The following is a 21,461-nucleotide window of genomic DNA, read 5'->3' as shown; positions in this document are numbered from 1 at the left end:
AGGTTTGGCACCTCGATGTCGGCTCATCGCATCCTGGGGCTGAAGTAGGTCCCAAGGGTTGGGCTGTTCGCCCATTAAAGCGGTACGCGAGCTGGGTTCAGAACGTCGTGAGACAGTTCGGTCCCTATCTGTCGTGGGCGTAGGAAATTTGAGAGGAGCTGTCCTTAGTACGAGAGGACCGGGATGGACGTACCGCTGGTGTACCAGTTGTTCCGCCAGGAGCACCGCTGGGTAGCTATGTACGGACGGGATAAACGCTGAAAGCATCTAAGCGTGAAGCCCCCCTCAAGATGAGATTTCCCAGTATGTAAGACCCCTTGAAGACGACGAGGTAGATAGGCTGGGGGTGGAAGTGCAGCAATGCATGGAGCTGACCAGTACTAATCGGTCGAGGGCTTATCCAATAGCAAGTTGTAATTCGCGTGTTTCGTTTCGAATCTAGTTTTCAGGGAGCAATCCTTGAATGATGTTGATGATTGTTATTCGGAGAGATACCCAAGTGGCTATAAGGGGACCCTCTGCTAAGGGGTTAGACTGCGTAAGCGGTGCGAGGGTTCGAATCCCTCTCTCTCCGCCATCTTTACCTAAAGGTGGACAAGCAATCAAGACATAATTAATATGGCGGTGTAGCTCAGCTGGCTAGAGCGTACGGTTCATACCCGTAAGGTCGGGGGTTCGATCCCCTCCGCCGCTACCATATTACCCAGGAGGCTTAGCTCAGCTGGGAGAGCATCTGCCTTACAAGCAGAGGGTCGGGGGTTCGATCCCCTCAGCCTCCACCATATACGCCGGTGTAGCTCAACTGGTAGAGCAACTGACTTGTAATCAGTAGGTTGGGGGTTCAAGTCCTCTCGCCGGCACCATTAATGCCTGGAACCGTGGTGTAGTTGGCCTAACATGCCTGCCTGTCACGCAGGAGATCGCGGGTTCGAATCCCGTCGGTTCCGCCATTAATCCTAAAAATTAAATATGGCTCGGTAGCTCAGTCGGTAGAGCAGAGGACTGAAAATCCTCGTGTCGGCGGTTCGATTCCGTCCCGAGCCACCTTTAATCCCTGGAGGATTAGCGAAGTGGCCAAACGCATCAGACTGTAAATCTGCTCCCGTACGGGTTCGGTGGTTCGAATCCATCATCCTCCACCAGTTTTATGAGTCATTAGCTCAGTTGGTAGAGCACCTGACTTTTAATCAGGGTGTCGAAGGTTCGAGCCCTTCATGACTCATCTTTAAGAAAAGAGTGATTAATCATTAATTTGATTAGTCGCTCTTTTTTGTTATGTGATTTTAACTCAATATGGATTTTTATTAATACTCGGCAAGATATGATAAACTAGTAGAAAACATGCAGAGTGGTGACGTTCATTATATGAAGCTCATACCTGATCTAAAACAGCAAATTGAAGTCATTATTGGCACAACTTTGGACGAATATGAAATTACAATAGAAGAATGGATGCAATCCGTGGAAAATCTGATTGGTCATCATGAGAATTCAGAGACTTTTGGTGATGATGAAGGTGAGAGTCAGGAGTTATCTGATCAATCTGCATCTCCAAGTTCATCCGATGTGATCAGTTTGAATACGGGAGAGCGTATATTTTTTAAGGTTCGGATGAATAAGAAAGAAGAGACCGTCGTGTGTTGGGGATGCGCTGCAAGATCTATTACCTTGGAAACACGGCAATTGATCGAGCTTGTAATCCGTACTAACACGGCTCTACCCGATGAGGTACAACCTGTTGTATATGAGAATGATAGGGAGCAGTATTTGACTGAATTGGGTCTCTGGCTTAAAGAGCAGGTTGAACAACCTACCGAAAAGGAAGCTGAAGCTGTTCCTGATCGCTTTGTAGTGGCAGCAGAGTTGAATACGGAGAAGATTCTCTTCTTGCTGCAAGGAGATACACCGGATGCCCATCGTTTACGATCCAAGGAGCTCAACAAGTTGCTTGAGAGTTACTTTGGCGAGGAGATTGTCTTGATTCCTTTGGGGGAGCAAGAGTGGATTTTCATGGGTGATAAAGAAATTGTTACAGAAGAAGCCGAGGAAGATACAACGGAGGCCAAAAAGGACTCACTGAACGCTTTTTGTCTGGGGTTGCATGAATTGGTTGCCAGTGAGTGGGCTGGGGTGTTCCATCTGTCTGCATCTCTGCCATGCATTCCTGCGCAACAACTTGTATCGGTCACAACTCTTCTTAGAGAGAGTGTTCACTTAGGGAGAGCATTCCATGTTACGCAGCATATTCATCTCCCATGGGATCTTCACCTGGAGAGGTTGGTAGCGAGCATTCCAGATGATCAACGTATACGTTTTATAAAGGAAACTGGCAAAGACACGGTTATCTTCAATGACAGTGAGACACTTGCTACGCTGGAGACTTTTTTTAGCCTGGACTGTAATGTCAGCGAGACAGCGAAACGACTTTTCATTCATCGTAATACGTTGGTATACCGTCTGGACAAGATCAAACAGGAGATTGGCTATGATGTGAGGCACTTCGAAAGTGCCGTTCTAGTGCAGTTTTTACTACTAATGTACAAAGTGACGAAAAAGCATTGATATTTTTGTGCAGTTTGCGAATAGTCAAACCTCACGTAGATAGGGTATTATAAAAATACAAATTGTATTCGATTACAAAATGATCTCTGAGGAGGCAACAATCATGGCTGGAGTACGTTTAGAGCATATTTTCAAAAAATACCCGGGTTCTGATAAAGCAACTGTAGTTGACATTAACCTGGACATTAAAGATAAAGAATTTCTGGTACTGGTAGGTCCGTCCGGTTGTGGTAAATCAACAACACTTCGTATGATCGCAGGCCTTGAGGAAATTTCTGAAGGTAAACTCTATATCGGTGACCGTGTCGTTAATGATGTTGCACCTAAAGACCGCGATATCGCGATGGTATTCCAATCCTATGCCTTGTATCCGCATATGAGCGTATATCAAAACATGGCGTTTGGTTTGAAATTGCGTAAGGTTAAAAAAGATGAGATCGACAAACGTGTACGTGAAGCAGCTAAAATCCTGGATATCGAGCATTTGCTTGAGCGTAAACCTAAGGCATTGTCCGGTGGTCAACGTCAACGTGTCGCTTTGGGACGTGCGATTGTCCGTGATCCACAAGTGTTCTTGATGGATGAGCCTCTCTCCAACTTGGATGCCAAACTGCGTGGTCAAATGCGTGCAGAGATCACTAAACTTGCGAAACGTTTGGAAACAACTGTTATCTACGTAACGCATGACCAGATCGAAGCTATGACGATGGGTGATCGGATCGTTGTTATGAAGGATGGTATCATCCAACAAGCAGCTTCTCCGGAAGAGTTGTATAACCTGCCGGCTAACCTGTTCGTAGCTGGTTTCATCGGTTCCCCGACAATGAACTTTATCTCGGGTAAACTCGCTGAGCAAGGTACTAGCATGCATTTCATAGCTCCTGGTGTGGATGTTGAAATCCCGCAAGGTAAAGCACAAGTGTTGAAATCTAGAGGATACATTGGCAAAGAAGTGATTCTGGGTGTTCGTCCAGAAGACATTCACGAAGAGCCAGTATTCCTGGAAGCATCCCCGAACTCCGTATTCTCTACACACGTAGATGTTACAGAGAACCTGGGTCACGAAATGCTCCTCTACTTGAGCGGTGTTGGTAATGATACAACAATCGCACGTGTAGACGGACGTTCTAACACTCGTGATGGTTCCACAGTTAAAATGGCCATCGACATGAACAAAGTTCATATCTTTGACAAAGAGACTGAAGTGAACGTACTTCTTCAAGACAAATAATACTGGGATTCCTCGGTGACGATGGAACCTGACAGTTAATGCAATTATACATTGTAATGAGAGCCCCTTCCGTTATTGCTGGAAGGGGCTTTTTTAAGATTATTGGAACTCTATAAGTTTCGGCAGAGTTGAAGGATTAATAACCGCAAGAAAAAACGGCCGCTAAACTACGAATGTAGTATCCCAGAAGGTGCTTCGATCAGAAGACTTTTCTTACTAATGGTTGTCGGAGGCTGCGATTGCATTCATCCCGGAATTCATTTAAGATTATTTGAAGGTCTGTCTTCATTTATTTGAGAGAATCGACTGTTGGAAGGGTATGCATTCTGTACCCCATGATGTGAATGCGCTAATAATGGAAATAACTGATACACGATCTGATGTACATAGAGGGACAGCTAATGCTGAAAGGAAGAGACAAATGGCGAAAAAAGTGAAAGTATCTGAACTCGTGCAGCAATTTCAGTTGGAGGTTGTTTCTGGATCTCACGGATTGAAAAGAGTCATTACGGTAGATGACCTGAACCGTCCTGGTCTGGAAATGGCCGGTTATTTTGAATATCATCCACAAGAACGGGTACAGCTGCTTGGAAGAACGGAGTTAGCTTTCTTTGCAATGTTACCTGAGCAAGAGCGGCGCGATCGTATGCAACGTCTTTGTACGGAAGAGACGCCTTGTATCGTTGTCACGCGTGGACTGGAAGTTCCGCAAGAGCTGATTGATATTAGTGAAGAGCAGAATCTGGCTGTACTTCGCAGCAATATGGCAACAACGATTCTATCCAGCCGGATTACCGGTTTCCTGGAGAAGAAACTGGCGCCAACAGCAACCATTCACGGTGTACTTTGTGATGTCTATGGCGTAGGTATGCTGATTACAGGTAGTAGCGGTATTGGTAAGAGTGAAACAGCGCTTGAACTGGTGAAACGTGGACACCGACTGATTGCCGATGATGCGGTAGAGATCCGCCAAACGTCAGATTTTCAACTGCATGGTACAGCACCTGAATTGATCCGCCACTTACTCGAAATTCGAGGTGTCGGTATTATCAACGTCATGACATTGTTCGGAGCTGGTGCGGTTCGGAATAATAAACGGATTACCTTGGTTGTACGTCTGGAAGCATGGCAGCAAGATAAACAATATGATCGTCTGGGTCTGGATGAAGAGACTACACGTATCATTGATACGGATGTGCCTCTGGTTACGATCCCTGTTCGTCCGGGACGGAACTTGGCGGTTATTATTGAAGTGGCAGGTATGAACTATCGTCTGAAACAGATGGGCCTCAATGCTGCACTGCAGTTTACAAACAAGCTGACAGCAACCATCTCGGAAGATATGGAAGACATGGATTAAGAAATATTTTATACAAGGAAATGAAGATAAATGGTTGACATGTACTGCTTCTCTTAAGGCGCAGGGCATGCCAACCATTCGTCATGCGTGCGATTGATTGAATAAATAGGAGTGTGAATGAATGGATACATTATTACTGTTGAACCCGATTGCGTTCTCTATTGGAGCGTTAAAGGTTCACTGGTACGGGCTTATTCTTGGTGCCGCGGCACTTATAGGACTCCTGCTCGTGATCCGGGAGGGCAAACGATACAATATTCCACAGGAAGTGTTCATGGACATGGTCCTGCTGGGCGTGCCTTCTGCCATCATTGGTGCCCGCATCTACTACGTAGCATTTAAATGGGAAGATTATAAGGATAATTTCTGGGATGTCTTTAAAATATGGAATGGCGGTATAGCCATCTATGGTGCACTTATTGGTGCTATTATCTGTGCAGTTATTTTCTTCCGTCGTAAAGGATATAACTTCTGGCGTATGGCCGATATCTGTGCGCCTGGACTGCTCGTTGGACAGTTGATCGGGCGTTGGGGGAACTTTGTGAATCAGGAAGCCTACGGCGGTCCTGTAGAAGAATCATTTTTGAGAGACAAGCTTCATCTGCCGGACTTTATTGTGAATCAAATGAACGTAGAAGGCGTATTCCACCATCCTGCATTTTTGTATGAATCGATGTGGAGTCTCGTTGGTCTGGTCTTGCTGCTGGTTCTGCGTCGTCAGAAGTTTCTGCGTTCAGGTGAACTGTTCATGTCTTATTTCATCTGGTACTCTATCGGTCGCTTCTTTATTGAAGCTTTGCGTACGGACAGTCTGGGCTTCCAGGCTCCGCAGTGGGTTGCTTCATTAGTGAACGGGCTGTGGTCTCCAATGACTGCAATGGGCTTTGAACAAGGATATCTTGATCCTGCTTACGGTAACGTAAGAATCTCGCAACTGCTCGCGATTGGCATCATTATTGTTGCTGTTGTATTCATTGTGGTGAGAAGAGTGACAGGTAAAGCAGATGTTCGTTATAGTGATCCGATTGTATCGTCCAAAGTTACCTCAGATGATATGGAGCATACGGGAACAGTTGCTGGCAAAGAGAACAAGATAACACCTCCAGCCAAAGATGAATCCAAGCAAGTTGATGATAAAAAGGAGTAATGCAACATGATTGACACGGTATTGTTTGATCTGGACGGAACGATTATTGATACCAATGAGTTGATTATCAGCTCATTCCAGCATGTCATGGGGGGATGGGAGCATTCAGCTCCATGGACACGGGAACAGATCATTCCACATATGGGTGGCACACTGGAGCAGCAAATGCGCACTTTCTCTGGCCAGGAGGAAGTCTCCGAGTACGTGAAAGGTTACCGTGCTTATAATGATATCCATCATGAAGCGATGGTTAGACCTTTTCCACATGTTATTGAGGTAGTAGAGGCGCTGCATCAGGCCGGCATTGTGATGGGTGTAGTCACAACCAAAATTCGTCCATCTACATTAAAGGTGCTGGAACGTTTTGACCTACTGAAATATATGAAGACAATTGTGACAGTGACCGATGTGACGAATCCGAAGCCGCACGCTGAACCGGTACTGAAAGCGATGACGGAACTGGGTGCAGATCCTGCTAAAACGTTGATGGTAGGGGACAGTCCGGTGGATATCCAATCGGCACAGAATGCGGGCGCTCTCTCGGCGGGGGTTGCATGGTCCCTTAAAGGGGAAACAATCCTGAACGGATATGGACCCGATCATATGTTGCACGACATGAGAGATTTGTTGAAACTCATCCGTATTGAAAAGAGACGTTCATGAGAAAAGTAACCCGCTATCCGGTAGAGGACCAGAATGCACTTTGGCATATCTACAAGACAGTGAGTCCGTGGAAGGGCGTTCGTAATTTTATCTGGATCCAGTTGTCACGCTATTGTCCGATCCTATCGGTGAAGAACTGGATTTACCGCCGAATGCTCGGTATGAAGGTGGGAAAACACACGGCCTTTGGCCTGATGGTGATGGTCGATGTGTTTTTTCCGGAGAAAATAACGGTCGGCGAAAACTCGGTCATCGGTTACAACACAACGATTCTCGCTCATGAGTATCTCATTAAGGAGTACAGGCTCGGTGAGGTGATTATCGGGGAAAATGTACTGATTGGTGCCAATACGACGATTCTGCCCGGGGTGACTATAGGGGACGGAGCCGTTGTGGCTGCTGGAGCTGTCGTACATAAGGATGTTGCACCAGGAGCTTTTGTTGGAGGCAATCCACTACGTGATTTATCCCGCGCGGCAGCTTCTACGGAAGAAACGGTCTTTAACACGGATGATTCTTCTCAGGGTAGTGTGCATTGAGTCAATAAAGTAATGAGTCAATAAAGTAAGTAAGGAATGAAGATGGGTTGAAGTAAAAAGCTGCTTATGGCAGCTTTTTTCGTATATAAATACCGATTGGTAGGCGTAACGGTGTGTATATAAAACGATATGTCGTTCCATGGGCAATCAAGCTTTGGTATTGTTGACGGTAGTGCGGATTTCATGTTATCATATCCCATATCCTTTAGTTTGTTAGCACTTTACCATGTGAAAGTATTTCGAGGGAATTTAACGTGATAAAGGTTGAACTAAACCAATAGTTGAAGGTTTTTGCAGCAATACGGTGATTCAGGGTTACAAGATAGAATGGGGATTTACACTACATAAATCCTGTTGAAATAGAACGAGCACTACTCTTAAACTACTGACTCGGGGTGAATATTACCAATGTCCAAACCAAAAGGTTTTTTAAAACCGACCGGATTCCGCGACTATACACCACATGTAGTATCCAAGCTGCGGACGATTGAACGCAATGTACTGGAATGTATGGAACGCTGGGGTTACCGTCAGATCATCACACCAACGATTGAATATTACGACACGGTAGGTGTGGCAAGCTCTACATCAGATCGAAAATTATTTAAATTGCTAAACAGCCGGGGAACCACGCTGGTGCTCAGATCGGATCTAACGGCTCCGATTGCACGCGTCGTTTCATCCATGCTCAAAGATGAGCAGTTGCCGCTGCGTCTGTCCTATCATGCGAACGTATTTCGTTCTATTGAAGAGGAAGCTGGGCGTGAGGCTGAATTTTTCCAGACGGGCGTGGAGTTGGTGGGAGACGACTCACCTGAGGCGGATGCAGAAGTTGTTGCGTTAGCAATTGCCTCTTTGCAGGCAGCGGGCGTGTCTTCTTTTAAAATAGCGATGGGCCATATGGGATTCCTGAACGGATTACTGGAGGAAGTGATTCCAGGTCAGACCGCTGAGCAGGAGCAATTGAAGGAAGGTCTGCTCGGACGCGATTATGTCGGCTACCGCCAGTCCATTGAAGCATTGAATCTGGAGCCTAAGCTGAAAGAACAGCTCGAAGCGATCCTTCGTCTGCGTGGTGGCAAGGAAGTATGCACACATGCGGTAGAGCTAAGTTCAAGTGCTGAAGCAGCACAGTCAATTGCACATCTGTGTGCCGTATTCGAAGTATTGGAAGCGTACGGTGTATCCGATCATGTGCTGATTGATCTGACGATGATCGGTGATTTCTCCTATTATACGGGCATGACCTTTGAAGGGTATGCAGCCGAACTGGGATCTCCGGTATGTAGCGGTGGACGGTATGATAATCTGTTACAACAGTTTGGTCGTTCATTGCCAGCTACAGGATTTGCACTGAAAACAAACCGGATTATTGATGGTGTTCATGGCATTACGATTGAAGAGAAAAAACCGGTACTTATCCAATATACCCCGAAACGTCGGGCTGAGGCACTAACAGAAGCGGCAAGATTACGCAGTATGGGACAAAATGTAGTGACACTCCTTCTTCCTGAAGACGGGGCTGGGGCAAATGCCGTATCGGTTGAAGCAAGAACCGCTGAGGCTGAGCAGGTTATTACTTACGGATCTGAAGAAGGAGGACGCTGAGATGTCGGATATTCTGAAGGTGGCCATGCCGAAGGGCCGAATCTATAAAAAAGCCTCCAAATTGTTTCGTGAAGCGGGGCTGGATATTCCAGAAGACGTGGACGATACACGCAGATTGGTCATCGAAGTACCGGAAGCGGGAATGGAATTCATTATGGCTAAGCCAGTAGATGTTCCAACGTATGTGGAGTACGGTGTTGCCGATATCGGAGTTGTTGGTAAAGATGTGCTGCTGGAGGAAGATCGGGACGTGTACGAACTGTTGAATCTGGGAATCGCCCAGTGCCGTATGTCTGTGATCGGACTCCCCGACTGGAAGCCAGGCATACAGCAACGTGTTGCAACGAAGTATCCAAGGATTGCTTCACAGTATTTTCGGGAGCAGGGGCAGCAGGTCGAGGTGATCAAGCTGAATGGTTCCATTGAGCTTGCGCCTTTGATTGGTCTGGCAGACCGGATCGTCGATCTGGTGGAGACAGGTCAGACGCTGCGCGAGAACGGACTGGTGGAGATGACAGGCATTCTGGACATCACTAGCCGTCTTATCGCCAATCGGGTAAGTTATCGGATGAAAAATGCACGAATCCAGGCTTTGTGTGATGCACTTCAACAGGTCATTCCGGCATCGAATGAGATTTCTGCGGGAAGCTTTCGGGGATGAAGTACTGCGTTGGAAACATAGATGAGAAACATACAAAGCAGTAGAAAAGTAAGAGTAAGAGACACAACAAAGAAACAAATCGGCCATGAATAGGCAGGCACTACAGGGGATAAGGAGGTTGTACGTATGAAAATTGTACTTGCACGGGAGTTTGATCTGAAGCGGGAAGTGGAGTATGGCACGCCGGAGCAAAATGAGACGGTACGGCGCATTGTCAGCGACATTCGCCGTGAGGGTGATGCGGCCCTGCTGCGTTACACAGAGCAGCTGGACCGCACAAAGCTGACGGCCGCGGATTTGCGCGTGCCGCAGGAAGAGCTGCAGGCGGCTTATGCAGCCGTGGAGCCATCCTTTGTGACGGCGATTCGGCAAGCCGCCGCCAACATTCGTGCGTTTCACGAGAAACAGAAACGCAACTCGTGGATGGATTGGCAGCCGGACGGCAGCCTGCTGGGCCAGGTCATCCGACCGCTGAAGCGAGTCGGGGTCTATGTACCTGGCGGCAAAGCAGCATATCCATCGTCTGTGCTGATGAATGTGATTCCGGCACAGGTGGCAGGTGTGCCGGAGATTGTTCTTGTGACGCCGCCGTCAACGAACGGTGGCGAAGGTATAAACCCGTACATTCTCGTTGCTGCTGCGGAAGCAGGCGTGAGCGAGATGTACCGGGTTGGCGGCGCTCAAGCTATCGCCGCCTTGGCTTACGGCACGGAGAGTATTGCACCGGTCGACAAGATCTGTGGACCGGGCAATATTTACGTGGCGCTCGCGAAGCGCGAGGTGTACGGTGCGGTCGATATCGACAGTATCGCCGGGCCGAGTGAAATTGTGGTGCTCGCCGATGATACGGCGAATCCGGTGTATGTCGCCGCCGACCTGTTGTCGCAGGCGGAACATGACGAGATGGCATCGGCCATTCTCGTCACGAATTCGGCCACGCTGGCGGAAGCCGTGCAGGGCGAAGTGCAGCGGCAGCTTGAAGTGCTGCCGCGGCGGGATATCGCTGCTTCATCCGTGGAGCAGTATGGCGCTATTATTGTGGTTGATTCCATCGATGAGGGAATCGACGTGGTGAACCGGCTTGCACCGGAGCATCTGGAGATCATGGTGCAGGAGCCGATGGCTTATGCTGGCCGGATCGAAAATGCCGGTGCGATCTTCCTCGGCCCGTACAGCTCGGAGCCGGTAGGGGATTATTTTGCAGGACCCAATCACATTATACCGACCAATGGCACTGCGCGATTCAGTTCGCCAGTGGACGTGGATGATTTTATCAAGAAATCGAGTCTGATTTATTATAGTAAAGAAGCGCTGCTGAAGAACGGAGCGGCTATTATAGAGTTGGCCCGCCATGAGGGTCTTGAAGGGCATGCCCGTGCAATTGCTGTACGGTTAGAACAGGAAGGAAAGGCGGAATCGGACAATGGATAAGCAAAATAATGGTGTGGAACTTGAAACCAAAGGTGCAGTGCGCCAAGCAGAGGTTGACCGCAAAACAAATGAGACCAATATTCAATTGGCCTTTAATGTAGATGGAACAGGACAATCCACGATTGAAACGGATGTACCTTTCCTGAACCATATGCTGGATCTGTTCACGAAGCACGGACAATTCGACCTGAACGTGCAGGCCCGTGGAGATATTGATATCGACGATCATCACACGGTTGAAGACATCGGAATCTGTCTGGGACAGACGTTACGAGAAGCGTTGGGTGACAAACGCGGAATTAAGCGTTACGCCAGTGTTTTTGTACCAATGGACGAGGCACTCGCTCAGGTCATTATTGATGTGAGCAACCGGCCTCACTTTGAATATCGTGCAGAATACCCTTCCCAACAGGTAGGCAGTTTCTCCACGGAACTGGTACATGAATTCCTGTGGAAATTGGCGCTGGAAGCTCGGATTACGTTACATGTCATTGTGCACTATGGTCAGAACACCCACCACATGATTGAAGCGATCTTTAAAGCATTGGGACGTGCACTGGATGAAGCAACGATGATTGATCCACGTGTAACAGGTGTGCCTTCCACGAAGGGAGTGCTGTAGACGATGGCGATTGCAATTGTCGATTACGGTATGGGTAACCTGCACAGCGTCGGCAAAGCGGTCGAACGTCTTGGCTACGAAGCGCTGGTCACGGGTGACCGGGAAGAGATTCTTGGCGCAGATGGTGTCATTCTGCCAGGCGTAGGTGCTTTTGGTGATGCGATGGTTCATCTGCGGGAGAGTGGATTGGATACGGTGGTGAAGGAAGCCGCTGCCGGGTCCAAGCCACTGCTCGGTATCTGTCTGGGCATGCAATTGTTGTTCAGCTCAAGTGAAGAGCATGGCGAGCATGAAGGACTGGATATTTTGCCAGGTAAAGTGGTGCGATTCGCACCAGGAGAGCTGAAGGTTCCTCATATGGGATGGAACCGTTTGGAATTCCTGCACGCGGAAAATCCGCTATTTAAGGGGCTTGAGGCAGGTCACGTCTATTTTGTCCATTCCTATCATGCGCTTACTGAAAACAGGGACGATCTGCTGGCAGTAACGGATTATGGACATCCGGTGACAGCCATTGTAGGCAGAGGATCCAACTTCGGCATGCAATTCCACCCGGAGAAAAGTGGAGAGCTTGGTATGAAGCTGCTCGGCAACTTTTTGGCTCTGACAGGATCACCTGTACAAAGGTAAAATATCATCTCTTCTTAACTATAGAAAGCGTACAAATCTAATTCATATTCAGGAGGCCTTGTATGTCATCTTTTATCCTATATCCGGCGATTGATATCCGGGACGGCAAATGTGTAAGACTGGTGCAGGGAGATTATAATCAGGAGACCGTGTATAACGATGACCCGGTTCAAGTGGCTCTATCCTGGGAGAAGCAAGGCGGTACATACGTTCATCTGGTGGATCTGGATGGTGCGAAAGCAGGGCGCCCTGTTAACGATGAGCTGATCGGGCGGATTGCCTCGGCTGTGAACGTACCTGTTCAGGTGGGCGGCGGACTTCGTACGGTAGCTGATGTAGAACGTTTGCTGGGTCTGGGTGTTAGCCGGCTGATCATTGGAACAGCAGCGATTGAGGATCGTGCATTTACAGAGGAAGTACTGGGACGTTACGGTGACAAAGTGGCAATTGGCATCGACGCTCGTAATGGTTACGTGGCAACCCGCGGATGGCTTGAAACATCGGAAGTACAAGCAGAGGTACTCGCGAAGGAATTGGCGGCATATGGGGCAGAAACGTTTATCTTTACGGATATTTCCCGTGATGGCATGATGCAGGGTCCTAATGTGGAAGCGATTGTATCTCTAGCCAAGACAAGCGGACGGACGGTTATTGCTTCCGGCGGTGTGAGTGTAATGGATGATCTGCTTCGTCTGAGTCGCCACGCGGATGATGGTGTTGGTGGAGCAATCGTGGGTAAAGCACTGTATACGGGAAGCATCGATCTGTCTGAAGCAGTACGTGCGGTAAATAAGTAAGAGATATTCGGATAGAGAGGAAGAGGTAACATGCTGGCAAAAAGAATCATCCCCTGTCTGGACGTGAAGGACGGACGGGTCGTCAAAGGCGTCAACTTCGTTAATCTCCGCGATGCGGGTGATCCGGTAGAGCTGGCGGCACTATATGACCGCGAGGGCGCGGATGAATTGGTGTTTCTCGATATCTCCGCTTCAGTGGAAGGCCGCGAAACGATGGAAGAAGTCGTGCGGCAGACAGCGGGCGAGATTGCAATTCCCTTTACAGTAGGCGGTGGCATCTCCAAGGTAGAGGACATGAAGCGGATTCTCCGTGCGGGAGCGGATAAAATTGCAGTGAATACAGCCGCGGTACTTAATCCGCAGTTGATTGCCGATGGTGCACGTCGCTTTGGCTCGCAGTGTATCGTGGTAGCGATCGATGCCAAGTATAACGAAGCTTGGGGCGAGTGGGAAGTCTATACCCATGGTGGACGGAAACCCTCCGGGATCAAGGCACTGGAATGGGTTAAAAAGGCTGAGAGCTTGGGCGCGGGGGAGATTCTTCTCACCAGTATGGACGCGGACGGAACAAAAGACGGCTTTGATCTGAAGCTGACGGCAGCGGTATCCGAATCTGTGCGTATTCCAGTCATCGCATCGGGCGGTGCGGGCAAGGAATCTCATTTCTATGATGTATTTACCACAGGCAAAGCGGACGCAGGGCTGGCCGCAACGATTTTCCATTACAAAGAAATCGCCGTACCGGCGTTAAAACAACATTTGAGAGAACAAGGGGTGGAGATCCGTGACTAAAGTGAGCGATGAAATCAAGGAACAGCTATCCTTGGAGCAGGTTGTGGAACACATTCGTTGGAGTGACGGATTGGTTCCTGCCATTGTGCAGGATATGGATACTCGGGAAGTCTTAATGATGGCTTATATGAATCGCGAATCTCTGAAGTTGTCGCTAGAATCCGGTGAGACGTGGTTCTGGTCACGCTCGCGTCAGGAGTTGTGGCATAAAGGGGCAACATCTGGCAACGTGCAGACGATTACTTCCCTAAAATATGATTGTGACGGTGATACCTTGTTGGTTGAGGTGAAACCGAACGGTCCGGCTTGCCATACAGGGGCGGTAACTTGTTTCCATAATGAAATCATTGGTTTGCCAGAGAAATCGGCAGACAAGGCTTCGGATGAAGCGGGTGCGGCATCTGCTTCTGCAAGTTCCGGTTCCGAAAGTCGCTTTGAGGTATTGGCTGAACTGGAATCCGTTATTGCAGAGCGTGAACGTGAGCGTCCTGAGGGTGCATATACAACGTATCTCTTTGATAAAGGTGTAGACAAAATACTGAAAAAAATCGGTGAAGAAGCGTCCGAGACAATCATCGCCGCCAAAAATAAAGATAATGACGAGCTTCGTCTGGAAGTCAGTGACCTGATGTATCACCTGCTCGTCCTGTTACAAGAGCGCAAGCTGCCGCTGGACGACATTATGTCAGAGCTGAGCCGCCGTCATGAACGGCCTCGCCGCGATTAGGAGGCGAGTTTCGTGCGTATAGACTATCATACACACCATGAGCGGTGTGGACATGCCGTTGGCAAACTGGAAGAGTACGTGCAGCGTGGTGTGGAGATCGGACTCTCCCAGATTGGATTGTCCGATCACATGCCATTGTTGCATGTCGATCCGGCTCAATATTATCCGGAAATGGCGATGCCTATGGATGAACTGCCGCGTTACGTGGAGGAGTGTTTCTCCCTGAAAGAACGTTACCGCGGGCAGATTGACGTACGTGTTGGTCTGGAAGGTGACTATATTGAAGGCTGGGAAACAGAGATCCGTGCAATCATTGAGCGTTATCCATGGGATTATGTGATTGGCTCTGTTCATTTCCTCGGGGAATGGGACATTACGGATTTCCGCCAGACCCATCACTGGGAGGGCAAAGACATCCTTGAGGTATATCGTCAGTACTACGATGCCGTAAGCAAAGCAGCCGCCACGGGCATGTACGATATTATGGGTCATACGGATGTCATTAAACGGTTTGGTTTTGTTCCTTCAACAGAGCAGACAGAAGAACGTATCTCACTGGAGAACGCAGCGCTGCAGGCTATTGCCAAAAGTGGCTGCGCCATGGAGCTGAATGCCTCCGGGTTATCGAAGCCTTGTGCCGAGATGTTCCCTAGTCGCAGAATGCTGACGGAAGCCATTCGCTTGGGTATTCCATTAACCATGGGCTCTGATGCACATGACCCAATGAAGCTGGGCGATTATTTGCCTGAAGCTGAAGCACTTTTACATGAGTTGGGCTGTACGGAAGTCGCTGTTTTCGAAGGCCGTCATCGCTCGTTCATTCCTTTAAATGTATAAGCCATTAGAGTATAATGAGGGTAGGAAATAACCTTTTAGAGGTAGTTCAAAAAGTCCGCCTTTGATTACGAAGGATGCCTAATGGCATCTTCAGCATCGAAGCTGGAATTCAGCCGAAATGTCCGTTGCTCACGTAGTTTTGCCTACGCTCCGCTACTCCATTTCTAGCTTTATCCCATCTTCTCGGTACTGAAATCCGGTCTTTTTGAACAATCGCTTTTAGATAAGGGATTATATAGGGATTTCAACCCTCGGGAGGGCATTATGCAGCATTCGTTACGTATTTTTTCCGGTTCATCGAACCCTAAGCTGGCAGAACAGGTATGTGACAAGCTGGGTGTACAACTGGGCAAGATCAAGCTGTCCAGGTTCAAGAGCGGAGAAATATACGTTCATTATGAAGAAACGATCCGTAATTGTGATGTGTTTCTGGTACAGTCGTTGTCTCATCCGATCAATGAGCTGTTTGTCGAGTTGCTTGTGATGATTGATGCCGCAAAGAGGGCTTCCGCACGCACTGTGAACATCATTGTTCCTTATTATGGTTATGCTCGTCAAGAGCGTAAATCCGCTCCACGGGAACCAATCTCGGCCAAGATGGTAGCAGATGTATTAACGACAGCTGGCGCCAATCGAGTAGTAACAATCGATTTGCACGCAGCGGCCATTCAGGGATTCTTCAACATTCCGGTTGACCATATGACATCACTGGATCTAATTAGTGATTATTTGTTAAGCAAAGGAATTGAGAACCCTGTTGTAGTCTCCCCTGATGCGGGACGAGCATCGATGGCAGAGAAGCTGGCGAACCGTCTGGATTCTCCATTTGCCATTATGATCAAGAAACGTCCAAGCCATAATGAATCGGTGATTACCCATGTCATTGGTGATGTAGAAGGGCGGACACCTATTATTATTGAGGATCTGATCGACACCGGAACAACCATTCTGAATGTTTTGGAAGGGTTGAAGGAACGTGGCTCCAAAAATGTATATGTATGTGCAACACACGGATTGTTCTCCGATGGGGCAGTGAGTAAATTGAATCACCCGTCAATTGAAGAGGTGGTCGTTACGGACTCGATCGCACTGCCAGATGACCACCCCGAATGCTTCAAAGTGTTACCTGTTGCACCAATGCTGGCCCGCGCCGTACGCATTATTGTGGATGGTGGCTCTATGGCCACATTGTTTAAAGATTCTGGCATTTAGAGCATCGAGGATATAACGGTGTGCTGCCAGATGAACTGTCCCGTGTCTGAGTTGTTGTCTGCTCAGCACGGTTTTTTTTGTTTTGGCTCTTTGAATTCAATTCTTGCTTTGCTGCTCAGAGGCTTGTGCTATAATAACATAAAATCAGTTATGATAGCGTTATCATATAGTATTCAGCCTCTAAGGCGAGATGGATGCTGAACAGTAGAACCACGGCTGAGAACATTGGCATCGTGGAGTGAGGAGTGGGGTCTATTGTCTCGTAATTGGTACTACCGGTTATTGTTTTCGTATTTCCCAATTTTTTTTCTTACGGTGACCATACTCATTTTCATCGCGTTTGTATTCATCAATGACATCTCTAAAGAAGAAACAAAAAAAGCAGACCGGATCTCCTCCAGTTATATGATCGACACAGTGGATCGCACAATCAGGGATATTGAACTATCCATTCTGGAGACGGTACAGAGTCAGCAGGCATACAAACTCTATTTTAATAACACAAACCTAACTAGCTCGGACACGGTGTATGCAATTGCGCAGAATTTACGTGAGCTATCCAATTCGTCCTCATGGATTCAGTCCATCTATCTATATGACAAGCGAAATGAACATGTTCTGACTGTAAGTGGTTCCAAAGAAGCAGAAAGTTACTCGGATAACGCATGGATTGATCAAATGGTTAACGGGTCTATAGGTTCGGGCTGGCAGCCGGTTCGGGAATTTGATGCGGATTCTGTCCAACGTACTCCTATTCGCGTATTAACCGTGAACAAGGACATGCCTTTGCCTTTTGGCTCGCAGGGCACATTGGTCATTAATATCAAGATGAGCAGCATTGAACAGAGTGTAGATAGTATGGTTAATGGTCAGCTCTCATTCCTGACGATTACGGATCGGGACGGTAAGGTTGTGTATAATGCACACTCGGACCAAGAGGGCTCGATAGACGGTCAGGAACTGAATAGGCTATCGCTAGAAAGACTGGGCTGGACAATATCCAGTGGAATTAAGGCCGGCAACTTATTTGGCTGGGTATCTGTTATATCTTATGTATGGGTAATCATTGCTATTGTGACTGTTATCTGTGCAATTGTATATATCGTGTACATTACTCGCCGTAACTATAAACCCATTCAGATCATCATGAACCGTATTGAGTCTCATCAGATTCGGGCGTTTGAACACTCAGGTGCTCGCACGGATGAGATGAAGATGATTGACGGTGTGCTTGAGAATCTGATTAATCATATGATGGATTATGACAAAAAAAGCAGGGAAAATGTACTCATGCAGCGCAGCAAGTTGTTCAATGCCCTGTTGCATGGTGAACACATGGAAAATGCAGCAGAGCAATTAAAAGAGCTCTCACCACTGAATGAAGTGCGTGACTCGTCGCGTTTTGTCGTTGTTGTTGGAGAGATTAACCGTTATGAGAAGGGATTTCAGGAGAGATACACGAGAGGCGAACAAAATACGCTGAAGTTTGCCTTGATGAACGTTTTGCAAGAGCTGTCACGTAATACGGGAGTCCAATGCTGGACGGAATGGATTAGTGTAGATCGAATTGCAATCCTTTTTGTGTTCAAAGAACAGAATGATAACAACATGGATATGTCTGGGCAGATTCTTGTTGTAGCTGAGGAATGCAAATCTTGGGTAGAACAAAATCTACGCATTTCCTTAAGCTTTGGCATTGGACCTATCGCTCAGGGAATCGGTACAATACGAGATTCCTATGCAGCTGCAGAAGCGGTAATGCAGCGTAAACTGTTGATGAATGGAGATGTCGGCCAAGCCGACTGCGGTGAAACACAGCATCCTTTGCTGGATACCTATACCTATCTGCAGATGATTGCGGACTTTGTTAAGCGATTCCGGATGTCGAGTGGACAGTGGCGGGAACAGTTGGAGGAGATCTTTACGGCATTTGAACAGAACAAACTGCCGGATGATGAGATTCGTTCTCTGATTCAGGCCATGTTACAGATGCTTAGCCGAGAAGTGGCCATGATGTCGGAAGGACTCCAGGAAGAGCTGTCCGAAGAAAACATCAACAGATGGTTGAGTGCTGTGGAAGAGGCAGTGACGCTTACCGATGTGAAAAGTCTTTTGTTTGATGGTCTGACGGACTTGTTCAGAACGTATGTAGCGGTAACGGAAACCAAGAGTTACAAAGCCATGGTTAATGAAATGAAAAATTATATCGAAGAACAGTTTGCAAATCCTGATCTTTCATTGAAACATCTGAGCGATCGATTCCAGATTACGGGCAAACATGCGAGTTATTTGTTCAAGACAGAATTCAACATGAAGTTTGTTGATTTTGTTACAGAGCTGCGCATGAAGGAGACGGAGCAGCTTCTGCTCAATACCGATTACTCTTTGCAGGATATTGCCCTGAAGGTTGGGTATGCAAATGGAATTACGTTGGGACGTGTATTTAAGCGGGTAACGGGTATTACACCAGGAGATTATCGTCGTTTGAAACGTGAACATCGAGAACCCGAAGAGTAACGCAAAAGTGAACATATTCTGAGAATTGTACATCAGGATAACACAGGGTGAATTTCATGCAGTCACTTTCCACTTAGGAGAGAGGTTTGCAGAGGTTCGCCCTGTTTTCGTTGAACAGTTCTCTGCTGCCCGAGATCGGATGCAACTGTTTTCGCAGGATAGCAAGCTAATATTCCTGTTTTTTTCCCGTTTACGAATATAGGCAGTGTGTGAAAATGGTTTATCCGACTTGGGACAGGCATTTCCAGGTCGTGAGGCGTTGAGAGCAATTACAGCCTAGAGCGGCACAGCTTCGGGAAAATAATCAGTCTGAGAAAATGGGCTTAATGCATAAACTAAATTCCGTTTGTAAGCGCTTCCGAAATTGGTTTATTGCTAGAGTTCGGAAAGATGTGGAATACTCGGAGCAAGCCTTAACATTCACGCAAAGTAAAAGGGGATGACAAAATGATTGGAAAAGCAACCAAGGGGAGTAAGAAGAAATGGATGGGTCTGGCACTTACGATGGTAATGGGAGTGTCCTTACTTGCAGGGTGCTCGTCTGCATCAGAAAAAGAATCAGCAGAAGGCGGGGCAACAACTAATGGTGAGCGTGTTACTTTGAAAGTGGAGGTTTTCGATCGTGGTAACAGTCCTTCTCCACATACGATCACGAACAACTATTTAACTAAATTTGTTCAAGAGAAATTCGGCGATCCGAATAACATTGATGTGCAATTCGTACCTGTTCAACGTTCAGAAGAAACAACCAAGCTCAACGTGTTAATGGCCAGCCCAAGCGACGTTCCAGATATTGTGTTTGTATACGACTCCAGTGTGTTCTACCGTTATGCTCAGCAAGGTGGTCTAACTGAAGTAGGTGAACTGCTTAATGAACATGCACCTAACTTAAAAGAATATCTCGGCGAAGACCTGTTGAGATTCGGTCAGCTTGAAGGTCAGCAATTCGCTATTCCGGGTAAACGTGCCATTACTTCCCGCTACAATTCTTATATTCGTCAGGATTGGCTAGACAAAGTCGGCATGAAGGCTCCAACGACAACGGATGAGCTGTACGAAACGCTGAAAGCATTCAAAGAGAAAGATCCGGGCAATCTGGGCAGCAAAAACATCCCAATGGGTATGGCACTTGCCCCAGCGCAGTACGAAACATTGATTTACTCCTTTATCAAACCCGTACAAGATGGGCTTACGTACAGTCAGCGTTACGAACTACCATTGCATGATGGCTTCAAAGATGCGATGCAGTTCCTTAACAAACTTTACAATGAAGGTCTGATCAGCAAAGACTTCAGTCTGGATGAAGAAAAAACGCAATTGGTCAAAGACTTCCAGAACGGTAATATTGGCTACATGTCTGAGGACGTAGGTCAGATTCTGTATGCAGATGGTATGCTTGATAATTTGCAAAAGAATGTACCGGATAGCAAAGTTGTAGCAGTTGACGCTTACACCAATTCGAATGTGGACAACAAACACATCAAATCACGTTATGGCAGCAATGGTATGTACATCATGATTCCGAAAAGCAGCAAACGTTCGGTTGAAGCAGTGAAATACCTAGACTGGATGGCTTCTGGAACGAACTTGCTGGAGATGAACACCGGTGTCGAAGGTGAAAATTACGATATGGTTGATGGTGTTCCAGTTGTTAAAGATGATGCACCACAGGATGTCAAAGATCGTATCTACAACGGTGGTGACATGGCCATTATTGCCAACGGTAAAGTTGTTGGAGATCAGGCAGCCAATGAAGCCGCATGGATTGCAGGCTTCCCAGAGCGTAACCAAGAGCTGATGAGACAGTCCATTGATATCGCTAATACGGATACGATTGGCCCGGTTATCTTCAGCAAACCAATTGAATCAGAATCTAAATATGGTACAGCGCTAAATGATAAGTTGAAAGTGCTTATTGTGAAAACTGCGATGGCTAAACCGGCAGACTTCGAAGCTGTATATGAAAAAGAAATGAATGATTTCATGTCACTCGGTGGAACAGAACTGAAGAAAGAACTTGAAGCAGCACTTCAGTAAGCGTTAAACAGATTCATCTTGTGATTACTAAATCAATATGTAATTTACCGCATAACTTTGGAAGGAACGTGTGCCGCCAGTATGGCGG

18 protein-coding genes, 8 tRNA genes and 1 rRNA gene are annotated in these 21,461 nt (G+C 47.3%); all 27 read left to right on the top strand.

Translation table 11 applies throughout. From position 1 onward, the window contains the following. Window positions 1-404: ribosomal RNA gene (locus tag ACE04G_RS07340) — 23S ribosomal RNA — on the top strand; the annotation flags it as partial. A gap of 81 nt (window positions 405-485) precedes the next feature. Next, window positions 486-577 (top strand) — tRNA-Ser (locus ACE04G_RS07335). Window positions 578-620: 43 nt separating this feature from the next. Continuing rightward, window positions 621-697: transfer RNA gene (locus tag ACE04G_RS07330), tRNA-Met, on the top strand. A gap of 9 nt (window positions 698-706) precedes the next feature. After that, window positions 707-782, top strand: a tRNA-Val gene (locus ACE04G_RS07325). 5 nt (window positions 783-787) lie between these two features. Next, a tRNA-Thr gene (locus tag ACE04G_RS07320) sits at window positions 788-863 on the top strand. Window positions 864-872: 9 nt separating this feature from the next. Next, window positions 873-950 (top strand) — tRNA-Asp (locus ACE04G_RS07315). A 21-nt stretch (window positions 951-971) separates the two neighbouring features. Then, a tRNA-Phe gene (locus ACE04G_RS07310) sits at window positions 972-1,044 on the top strand. A 12-nt stretch (window positions 1,045-1,056) separates the two neighbouring features. Further along, window positions 1,057-1,142 (top strand) — tRNA-Tyr (locus ACE04G_RS07305). Window positions 1,143-1,149: 7 nt separating this feature from the next. Next, window positions 1,150-1,222, top strand: a tRNA-Lys gene (locus ACE04G_RS07300). Between the two features lie 143 nt (window positions 1,223-1,365). Continuing rightward, the gene (locus ACE04G_RS07295) at window positions 1,366-2,562 is read left to right on the top strand and encodes a PucR family transcriptional regulator (RefSeq protein WP_449003850.1); all 1,197 of its coding nucleotides are present in this window, start codon (window positions 1,366-1,368) and stop codon (window positions 2,560-2,562) included. Between the two features lie 103 nt (window positions 2,563-2,665). Beyond that, on the top strand, window positions 2,666-3,793 hold the full coding sequence (locus ACE04G_RS07290) for an ABC transporter ATP-binding protein (RefSeq protein WP_017691279.1): 1,128 nt from the start codon (window positions 2,666-2,668) through the stop codon (window positions 3,791-3,793). Window positions 3,794-4,214: 421 nt separating this feature from the next. Then, a complete protein-coding gene (gene hprK, locus ACE04G_RS07285; protein ID WP_017691278.1) occupies window positions 4,215-5,153 on the top strand; it encodes an HPr(Ser) kinase/phosphatase in 939 nt (312 codons plus the stop codon). Between the two features lie 121 nt (window positions 5,154-5,274). Then, window positions 5,275-6,300 carry a prolipoprotein diacylglyceryl transferase gene (lgt, locus tag ACE04G_RS07280; RefSeq protein ID WP_237178355.1) on the top strand — a complete coding sequence of 342 codons (1,026 nt, stop codon included), beginning with the start codon at window positions 5,275-5,277 and terminating at the stop codon, window positions 6,298-6,300. Window positions 6,301-6,306: 6 nt separating this feature from the next. Continuing rightward, window positions 6,307-6,963 (top strand): pyrophosphatase PpaX, encoded by a 657-nt coding sequence (gene ppaX, locus ACE04G_RS07275; RefSeq protein ID WP_449003849.1) that lies wholly within the window; start codon window positions 6,307-6,309, stop codon window positions 6,961-6,963. Further along, complete coding sequence (locus ACE04G_RS07270; protein ID WP_036616162.1) at window positions 6,960-7,502, top strand: acyltransferase; 543 nt, start codon at window positions 6,960-6,962, stop codon at window positions 7,500-7,502. Before ppaX ends, ACE04G_RS07270 begins: the two co-directional genes overlap by 4 nt. 408 nt (window positions 7,503-7,910) lie before the next feature. After that, window positions 7,911-9,110 carry an ATP phosphoribosyltransferase regulatory subunit gene (locus ACE04G_RS07265; protein WP_486094305.1) on the top strand — a complete coding sequence of 400 codons (1,200 nt, stop codon included), beginning with the start codon at window positions 7,911-7,913 and terminating at the stop codon, window positions 9,108-9,110. Window position 9,111: 1 nt separating this feature from the next. Beyond that, entirely contained in the window at window positions 9,112-9,771 is a 660-nt protein-coding gene (gene hisG, locus ACE04G_RS07260) for an ATP phosphoribosyltransferase (protein ID WP_339306416.1), read from the top strand. A gap of 126 nt (window positions 9,772-9,897) precedes the next feature. Next, on the top strand, window positions 9,898-11,202 hold the full coding sequence (hisD, locus tag ACE04G_RS07255) for a histidinol dehydrogenase (RefSeq protein ID WP_449003847.1): 1,305 nt from the start codon (window positions 9,898-9,900) through the stop codon (window positions 11,200-11,202). After that, the gene (hisB, locus tag ACE04G_RS07250; RefSeq protein WP_260632859.1) at window positions 11,195-11,824 is read left to right on the top strand and encodes an imidazoleglycerol-phosphate dehydratase HisB; all 630 of its coding nucleotides are present in this window, start codon (window positions 11,195-11,197) and stop codon (window positions 11,822-11,824) included. The genes hisD and hisB overlap by 8 nt, the downstream gene beginning before the upstream one ends. Window positions 11,825-11,827: 3 nt before the next feature. Continuing rightward, window positions 11,828-12,454, top strand: coding sequence for an imidazole glycerol phosphate synthase subunit HisH (hisH, locus tag ACE04G_RS07245; protein ID WP_221822475.1), 627 nt, complete (start codon window positions 11,828-11,830; stop codon window positions 12,452-12,454). A gap of 62 nt (window positions 12,455-12,516) precedes the next feature. Next, the gene (hisA, locus tag ACE04G_RS07240; protein ID WP_339181104.1) at window positions 12,517-13,251 is read left to right on the top strand and encodes a 1-(5-phosphoribosyl)-5-[(5-phosphoribosylamino)methylideneamino]imidazole-4-carboxamide isomerase; all 735 of its coding nucleotides are present in this window, start codon (window positions 12,517-12,519) and stop codon (window positions 13,249-13,251) included. Window positions 13,252-13,281: 30 nt separating this feature from the next. Beyond that, window positions 13,282-14,043: an imidazole glycerol phosphate synthase subunit HisF gene (hisF, locus tag ACE04G_RS07235; protein WP_221822472.1), complete on the top strand. Its 762-nt coding sequence runs from the start codon at window positions 13,282-13,284 to the stop codon at window positions 14,041-14,043. After that, window positions 14,036-14,770 carry a bifunctional phosphoribosyl-AMP cyclohydrolase/phosphoribosyl-ATP diphosphatase HisIE gene (gene hisIE / locus ACE04G_RS07230; protein WP_397376272.1) on the top strand — a complete coding sequence of 245 codons (735 nt, stop codon included), beginning with the start codon at window positions 14,036-14,038 and terminating at the stop codon, window positions 14,768-14,770. Before hisF ends, hisIE begins: the two co-directional genes overlap by 8 nt. Before the next feature lie 12 nt (window positions 14,771-14,782). Continuing rightward, window positions 14,783-15,607 (top strand): histidinol-phosphatase HisJ, encoded by an 825-nt coding sequence (gene hisJ, locus ACE04G_RS07225; protein WP_074092958.1) that lies wholly within the window; start codon window positions 14,783-14,785, stop codon window positions 15,605-15,607. Between the two features lie 264 nt (window positions 15,608-15,871). Beyond that, a complete protein-coding gene (locus ACE04G_RS07220) occupies window positions 15,872-16,819 on the top strand; it encodes a ribose-phosphate diphosphokinase (protein ID WP_449003846.1) in 948 nt (315 codons plus the stop codon). Window positions 16,820-17,074: 255 nt separating this feature from the next. Further along, window positions 17,075-19,336: a helix-turn-helix domain-containing protein gene (locus ACE04G_RS07215; protein ID WP_221822470.1), complete on the top strand. Its 2,262-nt coding sequence runs from the start codon at window positions 17,075-17,077 to the stop codon at window positions 19,334-19,336. Between the two features lie 447 nt (window positions 19,337-19,783). Then, the gene (locus ACE04G_RS07210; protein WP_221822465.1) at window positions 19,784-21,373 is read left to right on the top strand and encodes an extracellular solute-binding protein; all 1,590 of its coding nucleotides are present in this window, start codon (window positions 19,784-19,786) and stop codon (window positions 21,371-21,373) included. Window positions 21,374-21,461: the final 88 nt, after the last annotated feature.

The sequence above is a fragment of the Paenibacillus sp. AGC31 genome, assembly GCF_057334655.1.
Note: the sequence above shows the minus strand (reverse complement) of the source record. Positions and strands in the feature narration are given on the sequence as shown.

Coding starts and splice junctions, on each gene's coding strand:
- ACE04G_RS07270 (WP_036616162.1), top strand. CDS start 6,960: ATGAGAAAAGTAACCCGCTATCCGGTAGAGGACCAGAATGCACTTTGG.
- hisA (WP_339181104.1), top strand. CDS start 12,517: ATGTCATCTTTTATCCTATATCCGGCGATTGATATCCGGGACGGCAAA.
- ACE04G_RS07290 (WP_017691279.1), top strand. CDS start 2,666: ATGGCTGGAGTACGTTTAGAGCATATTTTCAAAAAATACCCGGGTTCT.
- hisB (WP_260632859.1), top strand. CDS start 11,195: ATGGATAAGCAAAATAATGGTGTGGAACTTGAAACCAAAGGTGCAGTG.
- hisH (WP_221822475.1), top strand. CDS start 11,828: ATGGCGATTGCAATTGTCGATTACGGTATGGGTAACCTGCACAGCGTC.
- lgt (WP_237178355.1), top strand. CDS start 5,275: ATGGATACATTATTACTGTTGAACCCGATTGCGTTCTCTATTGGAGCG.
- ACE04G_RS07295 (WP_449003850.1), top strand. CDS start 1,366: ATGAAGCTCATACCTGATCTAAAACAGCAAATTGAAGTCATTATTGGC.
- hisF (WP_221822472.1), top strand. CDS start 13,282: ATGCTGGCAAAAAGAATCATCCCCTGTCTGGACGTGAAGGACGGACGG.
- hprK (WP_017691278.1), top strand. CDS start 4,215: ATGGCGAAAAAAGTGAAAGTATCTGAACTCGTGCAGCAATTTCAGTTG.
- ACE04G_RS07265 (WP_486094305.1), top strand. CDS start 7,911: ATGTCCAAACCAAAAGGTTTTTTAAAACCGACCGGATTCCGCGACTAT.
- ppaX (WP_449003849.1), top strand. CDS start 6,307: ATGATTGACACGGTATTGTTTGATCTGGACGGAACGATTATTGATACC.
- hisG (WP_339306416.1), top strand. CDS start 9,112: ATGTCGGATATTCTGAAGGTGGCCATGCCGAAGGGCCGAATCTATAAA.
- ACE04G_RS07210 (WP_221822465.1), top strand. CDS start 19,784: ATGATTGGAAAAGCAACCAAGGGGAGTAAGAAGAAATGGATGGGTCTG.
- hisD (WP_449003847.1), top strand. CDS start 9,898: ATGAAAATTGTACTTGCACGGGAGTTTGATCTGAAGCGGGAAGTGGAG.
- ACE04G_RS07220 (WP_449003846.1), top strand. CDS start 15,872: ATGCAGCATTCGTTACGTATTTTTTCCGGTTCATCGAACCCTAAGCTG.